The following is a 15,718-nucleotide window of genomic DNA, read 5'->3' as shown; positions in this document are numbered from 1 at the left end:
GGTCCAGAAATCACAACTAGCAATTTCTTTCCCGTATTACTGTTAAAAGGTGTTCAATCTTATTTCTAAGACTAAACTGTTCTTGAATTATTCTCTTAGAATTTTCAAGGTTTTACACTGTTCAGTTATCAAGGTTCGTTACACTTGCTCTTGCGAGTCAGCTTTGATATATTATCATGTTTGCAACCGATTGTCAAGTACTTTTTTCAACTTTTTTCGATTGTTTTTTGATGTTTTCAAAGCTAAGCGGAGAAGAAGGGATTTGAACCCTTGCGCCGCTATTAACGACCTACTCCCTTTCCAGGGGAGCCCCTTCGGCCAGCTTGGGTACTTCTCCAAGATGCTCGATTTCTTCAAATCGATTTTTATATGTCACCGCTGTATCAGTGGTAACTAACGGAGAGGGTGGGATTCGAACCCACGCGCCCTTTCGGACAAACGGTTTTCAAGACCGCCTCGTTATGACCACTTCGATACCTCTCCACACTCTGACGTGTTTCCGCCCTTGCGTGGCGACAAAATGTATTCTATCATCACTAATCGACAATGTCAACAACTTTTTTTATTTTTTTAATAATTTCTTCAAATTCCCAGTTCCATGCCTGTTTTCAACAGACGAAACAGGCGCAGAGCCGCCTGATAATACAGGATTTCCGCGTTTTTGAAGGCTTCTTTCGGTGGCATGATGCCATTTACGGTAGTAACAATGGAACGGATGCCATGCTCATAGATTTGCTCCGCGCCTTCACCCATACCGCCTACCAGAGCTACCGCAGGTACGTTATGCTTCCGGCAGCGATCACCGACGCCCTGTACCACTTTGCCATAACAGGACTGCCAGTCTGTGCATCCTTCTCCGGTTACCACCAGAGATACCCCTTTCAACCGCCTGTCAAACTCTATCAGATCCAGCACGGTCTCGATTCCGGATTTCAGCTGTGCGCGAAGGAACACCAGCAATGCCGCTCCCAGTCCGCCTGCTGCGCCGGAACCGGGAATAGTATCCGGATTCATGTCATATGTTCGGATAAGGATATCTCGGTAGTTCTCCATGCCGCGCTCCAGACGTTCCAGTATCTCCGGAGTTGCGCCCTTCTGCGGGCCAAAGGTGTAAGTAGCTCCATTTTCTCCACAGAGGGGATTGGTGACGTCGCACATGACGGTAAAGACTGCGTCTGCGATCCGCGGGTCCAGGCCGCTGTCGTCTATCGCAGCCAGGCGTCCCAGATCGGAACCGTTTCCCATAAGCTCCCGCCCCGCCCGGTCAAGGAAGCGGACGCCCAGCGCGCGCATGCAGCCCATGCCGCCGTCGTTGGTGGCGGAGCCGCCGATGGCGATGGTGATATCACGGAAGCCTCTGTCGAGGGCGTCACGGATCAGTTCGCCAGTTCCGTAGGAGCTTGTATACAGGGGATTTCGCTTTTCCGCAGGTACCAGGGCGTAGCCGGAAGCCAGGGCCATCTCGATGATGGCCCTGTTTTCATCCAGTTTCCCATAGTATGTTTCTCTTGTCTGCATCAGGGGATCCTGCGCTTTCACTCGGATCTGCTGTCCCTGTACCGCCCGGATGACCGCATCTACGGTTCCTTCTCCGCCGTCTGCTACCGGGATACCTTCACAGATACAGGCCGGAAATACCTCTTTTGCCGCTTTTGCCAGAAGTCTGCCTGTGTCGTCGCTTGACAGGGTTCCCTTCAATGAGTCAGATGCAAACAAAAATTTCATACTTTTCCCTTTCCTTTTGCTTTTTATAAATAGAAAGCAGAATCCTGTTCTCAGAACTCCGCTTTTTTCCATTCCCCGAATCGTTTTTCTATCGGGGTTTTCTTATATTTGATTATGTAGAAATGTCTCCGCAATCTTCCGATCTTCCGGCGTGGTCAGCTTGATATTCTCGTAGGAGCCTTCCACCAGCTTCACCTTTGTATCCGTAAATGCTTCCACAATCATGGCATCATCCGTCACATCACTGCGGCCGCTCTGCTCCAGAGCCGCGTAGGCCTCGTAAGCCAGACGGAAATCAAATACCTGCGGGGTCTGCACATTCCATACCCGGCTGCGGGCCGGAGTTTCGGACACAAAACCATCGGCGTCGGCGATTTTGACCGTATCTTTACTGGGCATGCCGACTACGCAGGCGTGATATGCTTCTACCGCGTCAAAGGCGCGGCGCAGAATCTCTTCATTTATAAAAGGACGCACGCCGTCGTGAATGAATACAAAGCCATCCTTTTCTTCTTCACGCAGGCTTTTTTCAAGCGCTTTGAGGCCGTTCCAGACCGAAGCATAGCGTTCATGGCCGCCTGCCGCGACTGCACATACCTTATCAAAATGATATTTCTCCACGATTTCTGATTGGACATAGTCTATTTCTGTCTCGCCGGTTACAAGAAGAATCCGGTCGATGAGCGGGGATTCCTGAAAAGTCCGGATGGAATAATAGACTACCGGATGGCCCAGAAGTTCCAGAAACTGCTTGTGGACGTCGCCGCCCATCCGTTTTCCCTGACCTGCTGCCAGGACAATGGCTGTACACGCTTTTCTTTTCATCTTTTGTTCTCCTACCTACCGCTCGCCTAATTTCAGATTGGGAACCGCGTTCAAGTCAAGACCGTCCCGTTTTCCCGCGATAAATTCATAATAAGCTGCCGATCCAATCATTGCCGCGTTGTCCGTACAGAAAATCGGAGACGGATGATAAAATTCGATCTGACGCTCCACACACGCCTTTTCGAAGGCCGCACGAAGAGCGGAATTGGACGCCACGCCGCCGGCAATGGCAAATTTATTGAGGCCGTTTTCCTTCACTGCGATCATGGCATGCTCCACCAGTACGTCGCAGACTGCCTTCTGGAAAGAAGCCGCCACGTCGGCCCGGTTAATTTCTACGCCCTTCATCTGGCAGCCGTTCAGATAATTCAGCACGGCTGATTTCAGACCGCTGAAGCTGAAGTCGTAGGGGGAATCCTCGAATTTCGGACGCGGAAACGCAATAGCCTCCGGATTGCCCTCTTTGGAAATCTTATCAATCTTCGGACCGCCCGGATAACCCAGGCCAATGGCGCGGGCCACTTTATCGAAGGCCTCTCCGGCCGCGTCGTCACGGGTCCGTCCCAGAATCTCGTATTTTCCATAATCCCGCACAACGACCAGATGGGTATGTCCGCCGGATACCACCAGGCACACAAAGGGCGGCTCCAGATCCGGATTTTCGATATAATTGGCGGAAATATGTCCTTCAATATGATGTACGCCCACCAGCGGCAGCTTTTTTGCATAGCTGATGACTTTCGCCTCAGCCACGCCCACCAGCAGCGCGCCCACCAGCCCCGGACCATAGGTGACGCCTATGGCGTCCAGATCGTCCAAAGTCATATTTGCTGTAGTCAGGGCTTCCTCAATGACCTGATTGATGCGCTCAATGTGCTTGCGGGACGCGATTTCCGGAACTACACCGCCGTAGAGAGTATGCAGATCAATCTGGGAGGAAATCACGTTGGAGAGCACTTCCCGGCCATTTTTTACCACGGAAGCCGCTGTCTCGTCGCAGGAGCTCTCAATTCCCAATATATAGATATCTTTTTTCGTATTCATCGTCTCACTCATTTTTCTTCATCCTCAAAATCCAGTTCTATGGATTTTCTGTCCTTTCCGGCCACTGCGCGCGGGAATATCTTGCGTACCTCGTCCATGTATTCTTCAGGCCGGGTCAGGGACGGACTGTAATGGGTCAGCCACATCTCCTTCACATCTGCCTCTTTCGCAAGACGGGCCGCTTCGTAAAAGGTCATGTGTTTATTGGCGACTGCTTTCGCCTGCTTGTCCTTCTCGCCATACATACCCTCGCAGATAAAAAGATCCGCGTCCTTCGCATTTCTGGAAATGGACTCTGTAGGCCGGGTATCCGTACAATACACCAGCTTAATGCCCTTCCGGGGCGCTCCCATAACCATATCCGGCGTAAACACCGTTCCGTCCGCCTCGATGGTTTCCCCCTTCTGCAGACGATTCCAGAAATTTTTCGGAATGTTCAGGCTCTGAGCCTGCTCCAGATTGAATTTGCCCGCCCGCTTAATCTCAATGGAATAACCGTAGCAGGTCACGTTATGATTGACCCGGAATGCTTTGATATGATAACCGTTCAGCTCCAGCTCCTCTTCCGCCTTTGTCAGTTCGATAAATTCAATGGGAAAGGGCAACTCCGGCGCGATGACGCGTAAGGCGTTGACCACCCGTTCCAGCCCCTTGGGTCCCACTAACGTCAGCGGCTCCGTCCGCTCCGCATTTCCCATGGTGAGCAGAAGCCCCGGCAGGCCGCTGATATGATCCCCGTGGAAATGGGTAAAGCAGATCACATCAATGGGCTTAAAGCTCCAGCCCTTTTCCTTCACCGCTATCTGCGTTCCCTCTCCACAGTCTATCAGTACACTGCTTCCGTTGTATCGCATCATCAGCGCTGTCAGCCAGCGATAGGGCAACGGCATCATACCTCCGCTTCCCAGCAAACATACATCTAACATTCCTGTCTCCTAATCTTCCTATCTTATAACCATTCGCTCTGTTCTGTCCGCGTCACAGGGACTTTAAACTGCCCGGTAATGCGATCATAACATGCCTCGCACAGATCAAAGCTGTCCTGTTCTCCATCCCTTTCGGACTCGTACCCCCAGCTTTGCCGCACAGCACAGACTCCCTCCAGTGGAATACCGCCGCGCAGGGCAATGACTTTACCGCAGCTATTACAAATCAGTCTGGTTAAAATTTTTGTCTCTGTCATCTTATACTCACGCATCTTATTCCTCCCGCCGCTTTCGCAGCCCTGTGTCATTCCGCCGCGCTATCCTCTGGCGCGCGACCGGAATCTACGTTTTTATTTTACGTGAATATTCTACATAATCCGCTTTTTTCTGCCTAGTGGAAATGGTTGTCAATCTTATGTCAACCTTTTACCATGATCACGGCGTCCTCCACCGGCTGCTCATAAAAGCCCTTCCGGATTCCCACCCGGGTAAAGCCGCTCCGTTCATACAGATGAATGGCCGGTTCATTGCCGGCGCGTACCTCCAGGATATAGCGCTCCAGCCCCCGTTCCTTTCCGTAGGAACACAATTTTTCCAGAAGCTTTCCGGCAATTCCCTGCCCCCGCAGCTCCTTCTTTACGGCCACGTTGGTGATTTCCCCTTCTTCAAAGCTCTGATAACAGACACAGTAGCCTGCCACCTGGCCGTCCTGTATGGCAGCCAGCAGGATCGTGTGCTCCAGTCCGAGGCTTTCCCGAAAGGCCTGCTCCGACCAGGGCGGGGTGATGGCTTCTTTCTCGATAGCCGCAGCCTGCGGCAAATCCAATTCCTCCATGGGGCGAATCAGAAGCTCATTCATGCTTCCTTCTCCGCTTTTTCTTTTTCCAGCCGTTCCCGCTCTGCCTGGGACAGACGCAGGTAATCGGGACGATGCTCCGCCGCTGTCTCTGTCTTTCCGGCGCGGACATAGGATACGGCCAGCATGGCTACCGCTGCAGCCCGCTGCTTATTGACATGAGCCGGGGCAAAGGAGAAACTTACGCCCTTCATGAGCTCGTCAGTCAGTACCTGGCGGAAGACCGGCACGCCGTCACCCAGGAAAATTACATCCTTTTCAAGTATACATAACTTCTCTGCAATTACTTCGATGCCGACTGCCATCTGAGGCTCCAACACCACCAGCTTGTCTCCCTGAAATTCGTAAATACCGGTATAAACCTGATTTCTGCGGGCGTCCATCAGCGGGCAGATAATTTTATCGGTTCCGTATAAATTATAAGCCAGGGCGTCCACAGTAGGAATGTGTACCAGCGGCTTGCCGAGCGCCAGACCAAGTCCCTTAGCAGTTGCAGAACCGATGCGCAGTCCCGTAAAGGAACCGGGTCCTCCTGCCACGGCAATGGCATCGATGGCGTTCAGATCCAGTTCGATCATATTGGCAATCTCGTCCAGCATGGGGAGCAGGGTCTGGGAATGGGTCTTCTTGTAGTTGACCGTGTACTCCGCCAGGAGATTGCTGTTCACTCCGTCGTCCTCTACCACCGCTACGGACGCCACCAGTCCTGAGCTGTCCAGTCCTAATATCTTCATGTTATTCCATCTCCTCCACGGTTATTTTCCGGTAATCAAAGCCCTTTTCCAGGTCTTTTTCAATCAGAATCTCTGTGCGCTTCTTCGGGAGCAGCTCCTCAATGAGCTCCGCCCACTCAATCAGGCAGACACCCTCGCCATAGAAATAATCCTCATAGCCGATTTCGTCCATTTCCTCGATATCGCCGATACGGTACACATCGAAATGATAGAAAGGAAGGCGGCCATCCTCATATTCCTGTACGATGGTGAAGGTGGGACTGTTTACATGCTCGGTGACGCCCAGGCCCTTCGCAAATCCCTGGGTAAATACGGTCTTACCCACGCCCAGGTCGCCGGTCAGGGTGTAAACGGTTCCGGGAACGGCTTTCCGACCCAGCATCTCACCAAAGGCTCTGGTGTCTGTCTCTGAAAATGTTTCCTTTATCATCTTAATACCTCATATAAATCTTCGTAACAAAATATAAGAAGCAGCCTTTGCGGTTTCGCTTTCACTCATTGCTCGCAAAACAAAAGCCCCGCAGAGGCTGCGAGGCTCTTGTTTGCTTTTTTGGCCGTTTCTGCGGCTTTATTATAGCATTTCCCTTTTGTACTGTCCAGTGATTCCGTGAGCACCTAGTGCTTTTTCAGAATCGGACTGATATGCTTGTAGAGCAGCATGGTAATGGCGGATACCACCACGCCCTTCAGGATGTTGAACGGCACGACCGCGAAGAACACCAGGGTCCAGACGCTGTGAATACTGCTGTTGATGGCGGTTCCCATACCGATGATCGCGTCCATGGGCATGCCAAACAGTTCAGAGAACTTCGGCAGCAGATAGAGGGCGTTGAAGCCGCTTCCGAAAATGGTCATAATCAGAGTTCCCAGCGCCAGGCCGCAGATGGCCATTTTCTTATTCTTTCTTATGTAATATACGATGGAAGCCGGGAGTACCAAGCTGCAGCCCACCACGAAGTTCGCAAAGTCGCCGACAAATGCGGTCGTCGTTCCCTTCAGCACAAGCTTCAAAAGCACCTTACAGAGTTCGGTGGCCACGCCTGCCACAGGTCCCATGGCGAAAGCACAGATCAGTACCGGAATTTCGCTGAAATCCAACTCGTAGAAGCTGGGCGCAAACCACAGGGGCAGCTCAAAAAGCATCAGTACCGCCGCAATCGCCGAAAATACGCCAACCAGTGCCACCCGGCGAGCCGGGGAATTGGTTCGAGCCATGGAATTTTTCTGCCGGAGAGCCTTCTCCGTCAGGCCGGCTACCACAAAAATCGCCACCACAATCACCAGGCAGACGCCTAAAAAGGCCAGATTGTCCTTTACACTTTGCATTAAGTTTGTCATGTTACATTTCTCCTTTTCCGAATAAAGATTAGAAAGGATAATTCTTTAAGGTTTTCGCGTTTGATAACCGCGAAAAAAGCCCTGAGTACTGTATATACTCAGGGCTTAAAAGCAAAGCTGTCGATCTTCTCCAGATCCTGTATTCCGCTTCCTTTTCTTCTCTCATCCAGACTTTACTGTCGGTATCGGAATCTCACCGATTCGGCCGAACTATCGGCTCGCGGACTATGACCGCCGGTCGGGAATTACACCCTGCCCTGAAGAATTAACCATTTTCTGACTCGTATTATAAGCCTGTCTGCGGAAATATGCAAGTGCTATTTTTTATTTAGGAATTCTTTTTTCTTTTGGTGTAGACAACCGCGCAGCCGCAGCCTGCTGCCAGCAGGAGCATGGCCCATACTGCGATCGGAGCGGTGTCGCCGGTAGCTGCCGCATTGGTACTCTGGGTGTTGGATTTGCCGGAGCTTCCGCTTCCCTTGTGAGAGCCGCTGCCATTGCTGCTGCTGGTTGTGCTGTCTGTGCTGTTATTACCCGGCTTGGTATTACCGGTATTGTCATTGCCCGGCTTATTGTCACCCGGTTTGTTGTCGCCCGGTTTATTATCGCCCGGTTTATTATCGCCCGGATTAATCACAGCGGAACCGGAAAGTACCTCAAAGTCTGCTGTAGCCTCGCCGTTTCTGGTTACCAGTGTCATGGTATGGCTTCCCTTGGACAGTGTCTTCAGGTATGCCTCAGTCAGAGTGATCACGCCGTTCTTGACCGTATAGGAATCCTTGGAAATCTCCTCATCATCCACATAGATACCAAGAACGGTATCATCCTTTGCGTCTGTCTTGAAGGTCAGATCGCCCTTCTTCCACTGACTGCCGTCGCCCTCTGTAATTGCAGGCGCAGTTACCTGCTCGCTCTTTTTGGTCAGGCCGATGTTCATCTCCACTGCAGCCGCAAAATTCTGTCCGTTGTGTGTGGACACTGCAGTCAGACGGAAGCCGTAACCCTTGTACTCCTTGCCCAGATCCACTGTATCTGCTGCATTGTCTGCGGAGAAGCTGCCCTCCTTGATGGTGGTGTAGGTTCCGTCCGCGTTCTTGATCTCCAGGATGTAATCCTTGATAGATCCATTGCTTCCTGCGCCACGGCCAGTATACAGGAAGTGATCAAAGGTCTCCTCCTTACCGAAGTCCACTGCGATCCAGTGCTTACCACTGCAGGTATCGCCGCCCAGATAGTTGGTATGCCACCAGGAGCCTGTGTTGCCGTCGATGGCCGCCATGGCGCTGGCGTCCCCGGACATGCCCGGCATCTCGGAGCATGCGCTTGCAGTCCAGCCCTCACGGCTGTTCTCCTCCACTACCGGAGGCTTCGGCTGAATCGCGGAGGTCTCGTCATAAGCTACCGCGCGATTCAGTACCTGCACGGCAGCCAGATCGCCGGTGTAACCTGCGCCGCCGATGGTGATTGCGCCGCCCTTCAGGTTCTCGTTGATGACATTTGCGTCATACGCGGAGGCTGCCAGAGCGCCGTCGATGTAAATCTTCAGTATGCCGTTGGCCTCGCGCACAGCCGCGATGGAATGTGCCTGGCCGTCGTTTACCTGTCCCTTGGTCACGGTCGTCGCCTTGGTGGGCTGATACTCGTCTGTACCGAAGGTTCCGGTCGCCTTGGAATCTACGGTGGTTACCTTTTCCTCTGAAGTCAGAGTCAGGGAGCCTACCTTGAATTCTACAAAGCCATCCTTGTTGATGGAAAGCTTCACATCATCGCCTGCAGTTACCAGGGTAGTTCCTGCCGCTGTGGTCTTAACGCCGGTCACAATACTGAAATCTGTGGTTCCGGTCAGCTGATTGTCTGTCTTCACCTGCAAGCTGTCAGTTACGCCGCCCAGCCATGTGGTCTCAGTCTCAGCATCATAGGTTGTCTTGATGTTGTTTTTACCCTTTACATCGGTGCGGGCTGCTACTTCGGCGATAACGCCGTCCTTGTAGCAGGCTACGGTCACATCAGCGCTTGTGGCATTGCCGTTTACATCGCTTACCTTCTGTACGCCTACCTTTACCTCGCCCTCCGGCAGCTTGTCGGTGGTGAGTACGACGGTGCGGTAATCCTCTTTTACTTCTGCTTTCGCCTTTTTGCCATTTACGGTGAAGGTGCCGCCCTGGATGCGTTCGTCAAACTTCAGGGTCAGCTCTTGATCGCCGGTGGACTTGGCAGATACAAGCTTCGGAGCCTCTGCGTCCTTGCTGCCATACTGCTGAATCACAGTCTCGTGGGGCTTCAGTGTTACGGTGATGGTATCTCCATAGGAAAGAGCTTTCAGCTCGCCTGCCTCATAGGGCTGTACCTGAACGCCCTTCGCGTTCTTCAGTGCCGGATCTGCACCGATGGTGTTATTTACCTGCAGCGAATAGGTCTGCTCGGAATCCAGCGGGTTTGTGAAGGAAATGATTCCCTCTGTGCCATTCCAGCTGGAATAGCCGTATACGCCGTTCTTCGGCTGATTTCCAAAGAGCTTCGCGTTCTTCAGAATATCATGATTCTCTTCTGCCCATGCAAGAGCGTCTGTGGTCACCTTCCACTTGGCGTCATCCATGATGGACGGGGAGTAGTAAAGCTCCCAGAAAGCGGTACCGCGCACCGCGTTTGCGAACAGGAACTCACGGAATACCTCTGTGGTTGCCTTGCTGTTATCGGATACGCCGTAAATCGGGTCGTGGTTGTAGATATTCTTCAGCGGGAACTGAATCTGGTTCTGCCTGTACAGCTGATAGTATACCTGGTCACGGTAGTAAATCTTCTGCTGATGACGCTCGCCGCTTCCCAGTTGTCCGGTATCGCCGGAATCCTGTACCCAGATGGTGTTCACCCACTGCAGCAGCCAGGGGCTTAAGTTTACATAACATGTCGCGTTGATGAACAGGCCTTTGCCCTCTTTTGCTCTGGCCTCTCTGGCCGCCTCAAACAGGTCGGTCCATTTCTCCCAGAGGTCGGAAGTAAAGTACATGTTCTGATTGCCGCCGGTCATATGGTCGTGGCTTGCGTTGGTACAGGGTCTTAAGGCAAAGCCATCCCATTTCCAGTAATCAATGTTGAAACGGTTCTCATAATCGATGAACAGGCTCTGCAGGTTCTTCACATACTTGTCGGAGCCTACGCAGATATTGGTCCAGGATCCGCCGCCGTTCTTCGCGTCCTGGGCATATCCGGTTCCCCGGGACTCCAGATACGGGCCAAAGGTCTGGAAATAATTATATCCGCCCTGGGGTCCCAGCCACAGTCCGAAGGTGGACTGGAATTTATCAGACAGGGCACTGGAGGTATACAGCTCGTTGGGGAACTTGGCGTTAAACTCCCAGAACCCGGTTACGTTCGGAGTGGTTCCCTGGGCGGATCCCGGCGTCGCGGTATAGGTACCGTCGTAGTAATTGTTCCAGCCGTCATCTACTACATAGGAATCCAGAGGCTCTACGCCGTTCTGGGTCAGACCCTTCTCCGCTCCGTAGAAGGAAGCTGCGATACTCTCGTCGGTAATATTCATCATATTGTCATACCAGGAGTTATACTGCTTCCGGAATTCGGTCGGTGTAGCAATATCTTCAATATAGCTGAAGAAATCGGTCTGTACCACAGCGGTGTCCGTTCCTCTGGCCGCGCCGACAACATTCCACCAGGTGCGGAAGGTTCCGTCTGCCTGTAACTGGTTGTCCTGATCCAGACGGGTGAAGGTCTTGCCGGAGTAGTAACGGATCTCTGTGGTATTGTCAGAAATCCGGGTGTCTGCCGCCGGGAACTCAGAGCCCATAAACAGACCATTTGCGTAAATCGGCTGTCCCAGCATCAGCTCGTGGCCGCCAATCCACATGGAGGAAATCTTGGACTCGTCCGGATGGGACCACACGCCCTTCGCGTCGCCCGGAAGTACAAAGCGATCCATGTCGATGTAATCAATCTGCGCTTTATCCTTGTCGGATACGCCGATTTCCAGGTAGGTGTTCATGTAATGCTCATCATTCATCAGCACGGCTACCTGATCGATGTCGTAGTTTACGCCGTTCACCGTATAGGGCGCATAGTGGATGGTCAGCTTCTTACCGCCGTCGATATCCGCCTGCTCTGCGGACTCAAATACCAGTTCACCGGCTTTGATGGTCTTGGAGGCGGGAGGCGTAATGTCCGGAGACTCCTCGTCGGTATTCCAGTTGGGACCTACGTACTGATCTGCATAGAGATTCAGCTCTGCGCTGGTGAACTCATCGCTGCTGCCCATGGAGCAGGACTCCTGAACCAGACGCACATACCGTGTGGTATAGGTCTTCTTAAAGTTCGCGTAAACCCGGTCGCCCACATTGTAGAGGCCCTTCTCCTCATGCAGATTGTAGGCCTCTTTCGTAAATTCTCCGGCTCCCGCGAAGGTGTAATTGGTTCCATCCTCGCTGACATACAGCTTGAATTTGCCCATGGTTCCGTTGAGACCGTAATTAGCGTCGCTGTAGCCCGGACGCTTGTCGATGGACAGGGAGGATACCGTCTGCACGCTTCCCAGGTCGATGTCCACTGTAAACGGACTTCCGGCCTTGGTGTATTCATCCGGATTGGTATTCGGATCGCCGTCAATCAGTCTTGCTGTATGCGCGTCGTCAAATACCTGTCTGCCGTTATTGGTGATGGTTACCTTCCAGGCGCTTCTGTTCAAAGCTTCCGTCGGCTCCACGATTTTCTGTGTCTTCTCAAAGGTTCCGGTGTAGAAACCAATCTCAGCGCTGGTGAACTCCTCGGCGCTTCCGATGGCTACGCTTGTCTGTACTACACGGACATACCGCGCGTCTACCGCATGGCCAAAATTGGCATATACCAGATCGCCTACGTTGTAGAGGTCGCCTTCCTGATGCAGGTTGTAATCCGCCTCGGTAAATTCGCCCTTGGCTACTTCATTATCATAGGTTACGCCATCGGCGCTTGTCCAAATCTCATAGCCGCCCATGGTGCCGTTGGTTCCGTAATTGGAATCCGGATAACCCGGCCGCTTGTTGACGGACATGGACGCGATTGTCCTTGTTTCACCCAGGTCGATATCCAGAGTAAACGGATGTCCGCTGATAGTGTACTCGTTCGGATAGCTGCCCAGCTCATTGTCAAACAGGGTATTCACTGCGCTCTCCGGGAATTCTGTACCGGCACTGTTGGTCAGCTTCGCTCTCCAGCCTTCTTTGGAGATGGCGTCCGGTGTACTGAGCTCCCACTGGGGCTCGTTGGTGATTTTGTCTGTATCTTCAGACGGTGTTCCGGGTTCTGCGGTATCGGCTTCGCCCAGTGTGTTGATCACAAAATCCTGTGAACCGTCCTGCGGAACCAGATTGGTTCCAATCCGCTTGTTTACTATCTGTGCTGTTTTAATGTGTCCGTCTGCAATACTGTATTCCCTGGAAATATAATCATTGCCAATGGATACCATATCATTGCCGATCGATACCGCTGCCTGCGATCCTGCTGCCTGTGCGTCTATTTTCGCAGAACCCGCCGCAGTGCACAGCACCAACGTCCAGGCAAGAGCAGCCTTTCCATGTCGTTTTTTCATGCTTCCTTCCCTCATTTTCCCTTTCGTCTGCATTTATCAGGCTTCTGAATCATACCGGTAGTCTGACAAGCTGCGCACTCTCGCCATTCCGTCCATATATTTTTTCAGTAAACCTTTAGCACCATAGCAAATAGTACATGATCTGCCTTATCTTTTTCAATCCATTTGTTGAAAGTGACAACATATTTCTCAAAAAGTCCAATTACATTTTACGTATTTTCCCTTTCCGGGTTGTACATACTGTAAATATGATGAAAAAACGATTTATTTTTTGCGGCCTTCTGGGCTGGTGTCTGGAAATTTTCTGGACCGGCTTGAAATCCCTGCAGCGGCGGCAGATGAAACTAATGGGACATTCCTCCATCTGGATGTTTCCCATTTACGGGATGGCCTTTCTGTTCGCGCCCATTTCCCGGCTGCTCCGGAAAAAGAGCATCTGGGTGCGGGGCAGCGTCTATGCGGGTGGGATTTTCCTGACAGAGTATCTGAGCGGCATGTTTCTGAAAAAACGGGGCATCTGCCCCTGGGATTACAGTCATGCCCGTCTCAATGTAAAAGGGGTCATAAGGCTGGACTACGCGCCGGTCTGGTTTCTGACCGGGCTCCTCTATGAGAAGCTGTTGAATAAATTTATGGCTTCTTAAGATTTTTTCACAAAAGTTTAAATCCTTTTCCATGGTTTTCTGGTATACTGGAGGTGAAAACAGTCTGCCCTTGCGGCATTTACCGGAATATACTATTTATTTTTCTAAAGGAATGGGGTTTTTACTATGGCTGAAGCCAAAATTGTAGTCGTAGACGACGAAAAGGAAATTGCGGATTTGATCACCTTGTATCTGACCAATGAAACTTACGAAGTGCATACTTTTTATAACGGAACCGACGCTCTGGCGTATATGGAGGCCGAGACGCCGGATCTGGCAGTGCTGGACGTGATGCTGCCGGATATGAGCGGCTTTTCCATCTGCCAGAAAATACGGGAGAAGCAGAATTTTCCCATCATCATGCTGACCGCCAAGGATGAAGAGGTGGACAAAATCACCGGCCTGACTCTGGGGGCCGACGATTATATGACCAAGCCCTTCCGGCCTCTGGAGCTGATTGCAAGGGTCAAAGCCCAGCTGCGCCGTTTTACCAAGTATAATAATTCGCCCGCCCAGGAAGAGGATCCGGATTCCATTACCATCTCCGGACTGACCATCAATAAACGGGATCACACCTGCACCCTGAACGAGCAGCCGCTGGCGCTGACACCCACAGAGTTTTCTATTCTCTGGAGTCTCTGCAAAAACCGGGGACAGGTGGTCAGCTCCGACCGTCTCTTCTACGACGTGTGGGGCGAGAAATATTACAGCAGCAATAATAACACGATTATGGTACACATCCGGCATCTGCGGGAAAAGATGAATGATTCCAGCGAGAAACCCAAGTATATCAAGACCGTGTGGGGAGTGGGGTACAAAATTGAATAAAAAACAGTCGCGGGGCAGTAAATACGTCCTCTTTGAACGAAAACTGATGCGAAAAATCCTGTCGCTGGTATTTGTGTCCATCTGCGCGGTTTTCCTGCTGCGGGAGCTGATTCGCGGGCGGTTCGGCGATACAGTGGTGGGCTTTCTGACCGGCCTTTTCCATCTGGACTACGACGATGCCCTTTATATCTACGAAATCACCTTCCGCAATAACCTGGAAACCATTCTGGCAGGCGCCATCATCATTGCCATCATCGTGGTATTCCGCTATTCAATCCGCTGGATGACCGAATATTTCGATGAGATTTCCGCCGGCTGCGACGCGCTGCTGGATGAAAAGACCGAACTCATTACCCTTTCCCCTGAAATGGGTTTTCTGGAGCTGAAACTCAACGAATGCAAAAACATTCTGGAAAAACGGGAGCGGGACGCACGCCAGGCCGAGGAGCGCAAAAACGATCTGGTGGTCTACCTGGCCCACGATATCCGCACGCCCCTGACTTCCGTCATCGGCTATCTGGATCTGATGAAGGAAGCGCCGGATCTGCCTGTGGAACAGCGTGCCCGGTATCTGTCCATCACGTTAGACAAGGCTTACCGGCTGGAACAGCTCATCAATGAGTTTTTTGAAATTACCCGGTTTAACCTGCACAGCATCCCTCTGACCCGGGAAAATATTCCGCTGTCCTTTCTGCTGATGCAGCTTGCAGAGGAATTTTATCCGATTCTGACGCCCAGTGGAAAATCCGTACATATGGACGTGCCGGAGAACCTGATTCTGCCCGGAGATCCGGACAAGCTTGCCCGGGTGTTCAACAACATTTTGAAAAATGCAGCCGCCTATAGCTTTCCTGATACGGTCATCGAGATTCGAGCCCGGAAAGAGGCGGAGCTGATTCATATTACCTTTACCAATCAGGGGCCGCAGATTCCCAGGGAACAGCTGGACGTAATTTTCGAGAAGTTTTACCGGCTGGACAGTGCAAGATCTTCCGAAAAAGGCGGAGCCGGACTGGGACTGGCTATCGCGAAGGAGATTGTGGCGGCCCATCACGGGACGATTTCGGCGGAGAGCGACAAACAGGGAACTACATTTTCCGTGGTATTGCCTGCGATCTGAAGCTCCGGTTCGTTCCAAAAAGCATTCTAAGTTTCCCCTGTCAAATAAAAAAGAATGTGCCGTTGGCACATTCTCGCGCCGAGGCGCGGTTGCTTCAGCA

Annotated in this window: 13 protein-coding genes, 2 tRNA genes and 1 riboswitch; of the genes, 3 read left to right on the top strand and 12 right to left on the bottom strand. The window is 51.9% G+C overall.

All coding sequences use genetic code 11. From position 1 onward, the window contains the following. Positions 1-247: 247 nt before the first annotated feature. The 12 genes from WMO29_RS16330 to WMO29_RS16275 all read right to left on the bottom strand — a co-directional run bounded on the left by WMO29_RS16330 (position 248) and on the right by WMO29_RS16275 (position 13,026). Positions 248-337: transfer RNA gene (locus tag WMO29_RS16330), tRNA-Ser, on the bottom strand. A 60-nt stretch (positions 338-397) separates the two neighbouring features. Beyond that, a tRNA-Ser gene (locus WMO29_RS16325) sits at positions 398-483 on the bottom strand. 99 nt (positions 484-582) lie between these two features. Further along, complete coding sequence (locus tag WMO29_RS16320) at positions 583-1,725, bottom strand: glycerate kinase family protein (protein ID WP_349165517.1); 1,143 nt, start codon at positions 1,723-1,725, stop codon at positions 583-585. Positions 1,726-1,827: 102 nt separating this feature from the next. Then, positions 1,828-2,550 carry a 2-C-methyl-D-erythritol 4-phosphate cytidylyltransferase gene (gene ispD, locus WMO29_RS16315; protein ID WP_349165516.1) on the bottom strand — a complete coding sequence of 241 codons (723 nt, stop codon included), beginning with the start codon at positions 2,548-2,550 and terminating at the stop codon, positions 1,828-1,830. Positions 2,551-2,565: 15 nt separating this feature from the next. After that, complete coding sequence (gene tsaD / locus WMO29_RS16310) at positions 2,566-3,606, bottom strand: tRNA (adenosine(37)-N6)-threonylcarbamoyltransferase complex transferase subunit TsaD (RefSeq protein ID WP_435391205.1); 1,041 nt, start codon at positions 3,604-3,606, stop codon at positions 2,566-2,568. Beyond that, positions 3,603-4,520, bottom strand: coding sequence for a ribonuclease Z (locus WMO29_RS16305; RefSeq protein WP_349165515.1), 918 nt, complete (start codon positions 4,518-4,520; stop codon positions 3,603-3,605). Before WMO29_RS16305 ends, tsaD begins: the two co-directional genes overlap by 4 nt. A gap of 23 nt (positions 4,521-4,543) precedes the next feature. Continuing rightward, on the bottom strand, positions 4,544-4,792 hold the full coding sequence (locus WMO29_RS16300; protein ID WP_349165514.1) for a hypothetical protein: 249 nt from the start codon (positions 4,790-4,792) through the stop codon (positions 4,544-4,546). Between the two features lie 146 nt (positions 4,793-4,938). Continuing rightward, positions 4,939-5,379: a ribosomal protein S18-alanine N-acetyltransferase gene (gene rimI / locus WMO29_RS16295; RefSeq protein ID WP_349165513.1), complete on the bottom strand. Its 441-nt coding sequence runs from the start codon at positions 5,377-5,379 to the stop codon at positions 4,939-4,941. Next, positions 5,376-6,110 carry a tRNA (adenosine(37)-N6)-threonylcarbamoyltransferase complex dimerization subunit type 1 TsaB gene (gene tsaB, locus WMO29_RS16290; RefSeq protein ID WP_349165512.1) on the bottom strand — a complete coding sequence of 245 codons (735 nt, stop codon included), beginning with the start codon at positions 6,108-6,110 and terminating at the stop codon, positions 5,376-5,378. Before tsaB ends, rimI begins: the two co-directional genes overlap by 4 nt. Before the next feature lies 1 nt (position 6,111). Then, on the bottom strand, positions 6,112-6,540 hold the full coding sequence (gene tsaE, locus WMO29_RS16285; RefSeq protein ID WP_178038287.1) for a tRNA (adenosine(37)-N6)-threonylcarbamoyltransferase complex ATPase subunit type 1 TsaE: 429 nt from the start codon (positions 6,538-6,540) through the stop codon (positions 6,112-6,114). Between the two features lie 185 nt (positions 6,541-6,725). Next, on the bottom strand, positions 6,726-7,448 hold the full coding sequence (locus tag WMO29_RS16280; protein WP_349165511.1) for an ECF transporter S component: 723 nt from the start codon (positions 7,446-7,448) through the stop codon (positions 6,726-6,728). Positions 7,449-7,598: 150 nt separating this feature from the next. Then, positions 7,599-7,717, bottom strand: a riboswitch (FMN riboswitch). Positions 7,718-7,776: 59 nt separating this feature from the next. Continuing rightward, a complete protein-coding gene (locus WMO29_RS16275; protein ID WP_349165510.1) occupies positions 7,777-13,026 on the bottom strand; it encodes a discoidin domain-containing protein in 5,250 nt (1,749 codons plus the stop codon). A gap of 248 nt (positions 13,027-13,274) precedes the next feature. Here WMO29_RS16275 and WMO29_RS16270 point away from each other — a divergent pair, with 248 nt between their 5' ends. The 3 genes from WMO29_RS16270 (at position 13,275) to WMO29_RS16260 (ending at position 15,618) form a co-directional block, all read left to right on the top strand. Next, positions 13,275-13,670 (top strand): putative ABC transporter permease, encoded by a 396-nt coding sequence (locus tag WMO29_RS16270; RefSeq protein WP_349165509.1) that lies wholly within the window; start codon positions 13,275-13,277, stop codon positions 13,668-13,670. 126 nt (positions 13,671-13,796) lie between these two features. Then, a complete protein-coding gene (gene vanR, locus WMO29_RS16265; RefSeq protein WP_349165508.1) occupies positions 13,797-14,498 on the top strand; it encodes a VanR-ABDEGLN family response regulator transcription factor in 702 nt (233 codons plus the stop codon). Between the two features lie 46 nt (positions 14,499-14,544). Next, positions 14,545-15,618, top strand: a complete 1,074-nt coding sequence (locus WMO29_RS16260; RefSeq protein ID WP_435391206.1) for a sensor histidine kinase — start codon at positions 14,545-14,547, stop codon at positions 15,616-15,618. The last annotated feature ends 100 nt before the right edge of the window (positions 15,619-15,718 follow it).

It is taken from the genome of Laedolimicola intestinihominis (genome assembly GCF_040096155.1).
GTDB classification, from domain to species: domain Bacteria; phylum Bacillota; class Clostridia; order Lachnospirales; family Lachnospiraceae; genus Laedolimicola; species Laedolimicola intestinihominis.
This window is presented reverse-complemented; position numbering and strand designations above follow the sequence as displayed.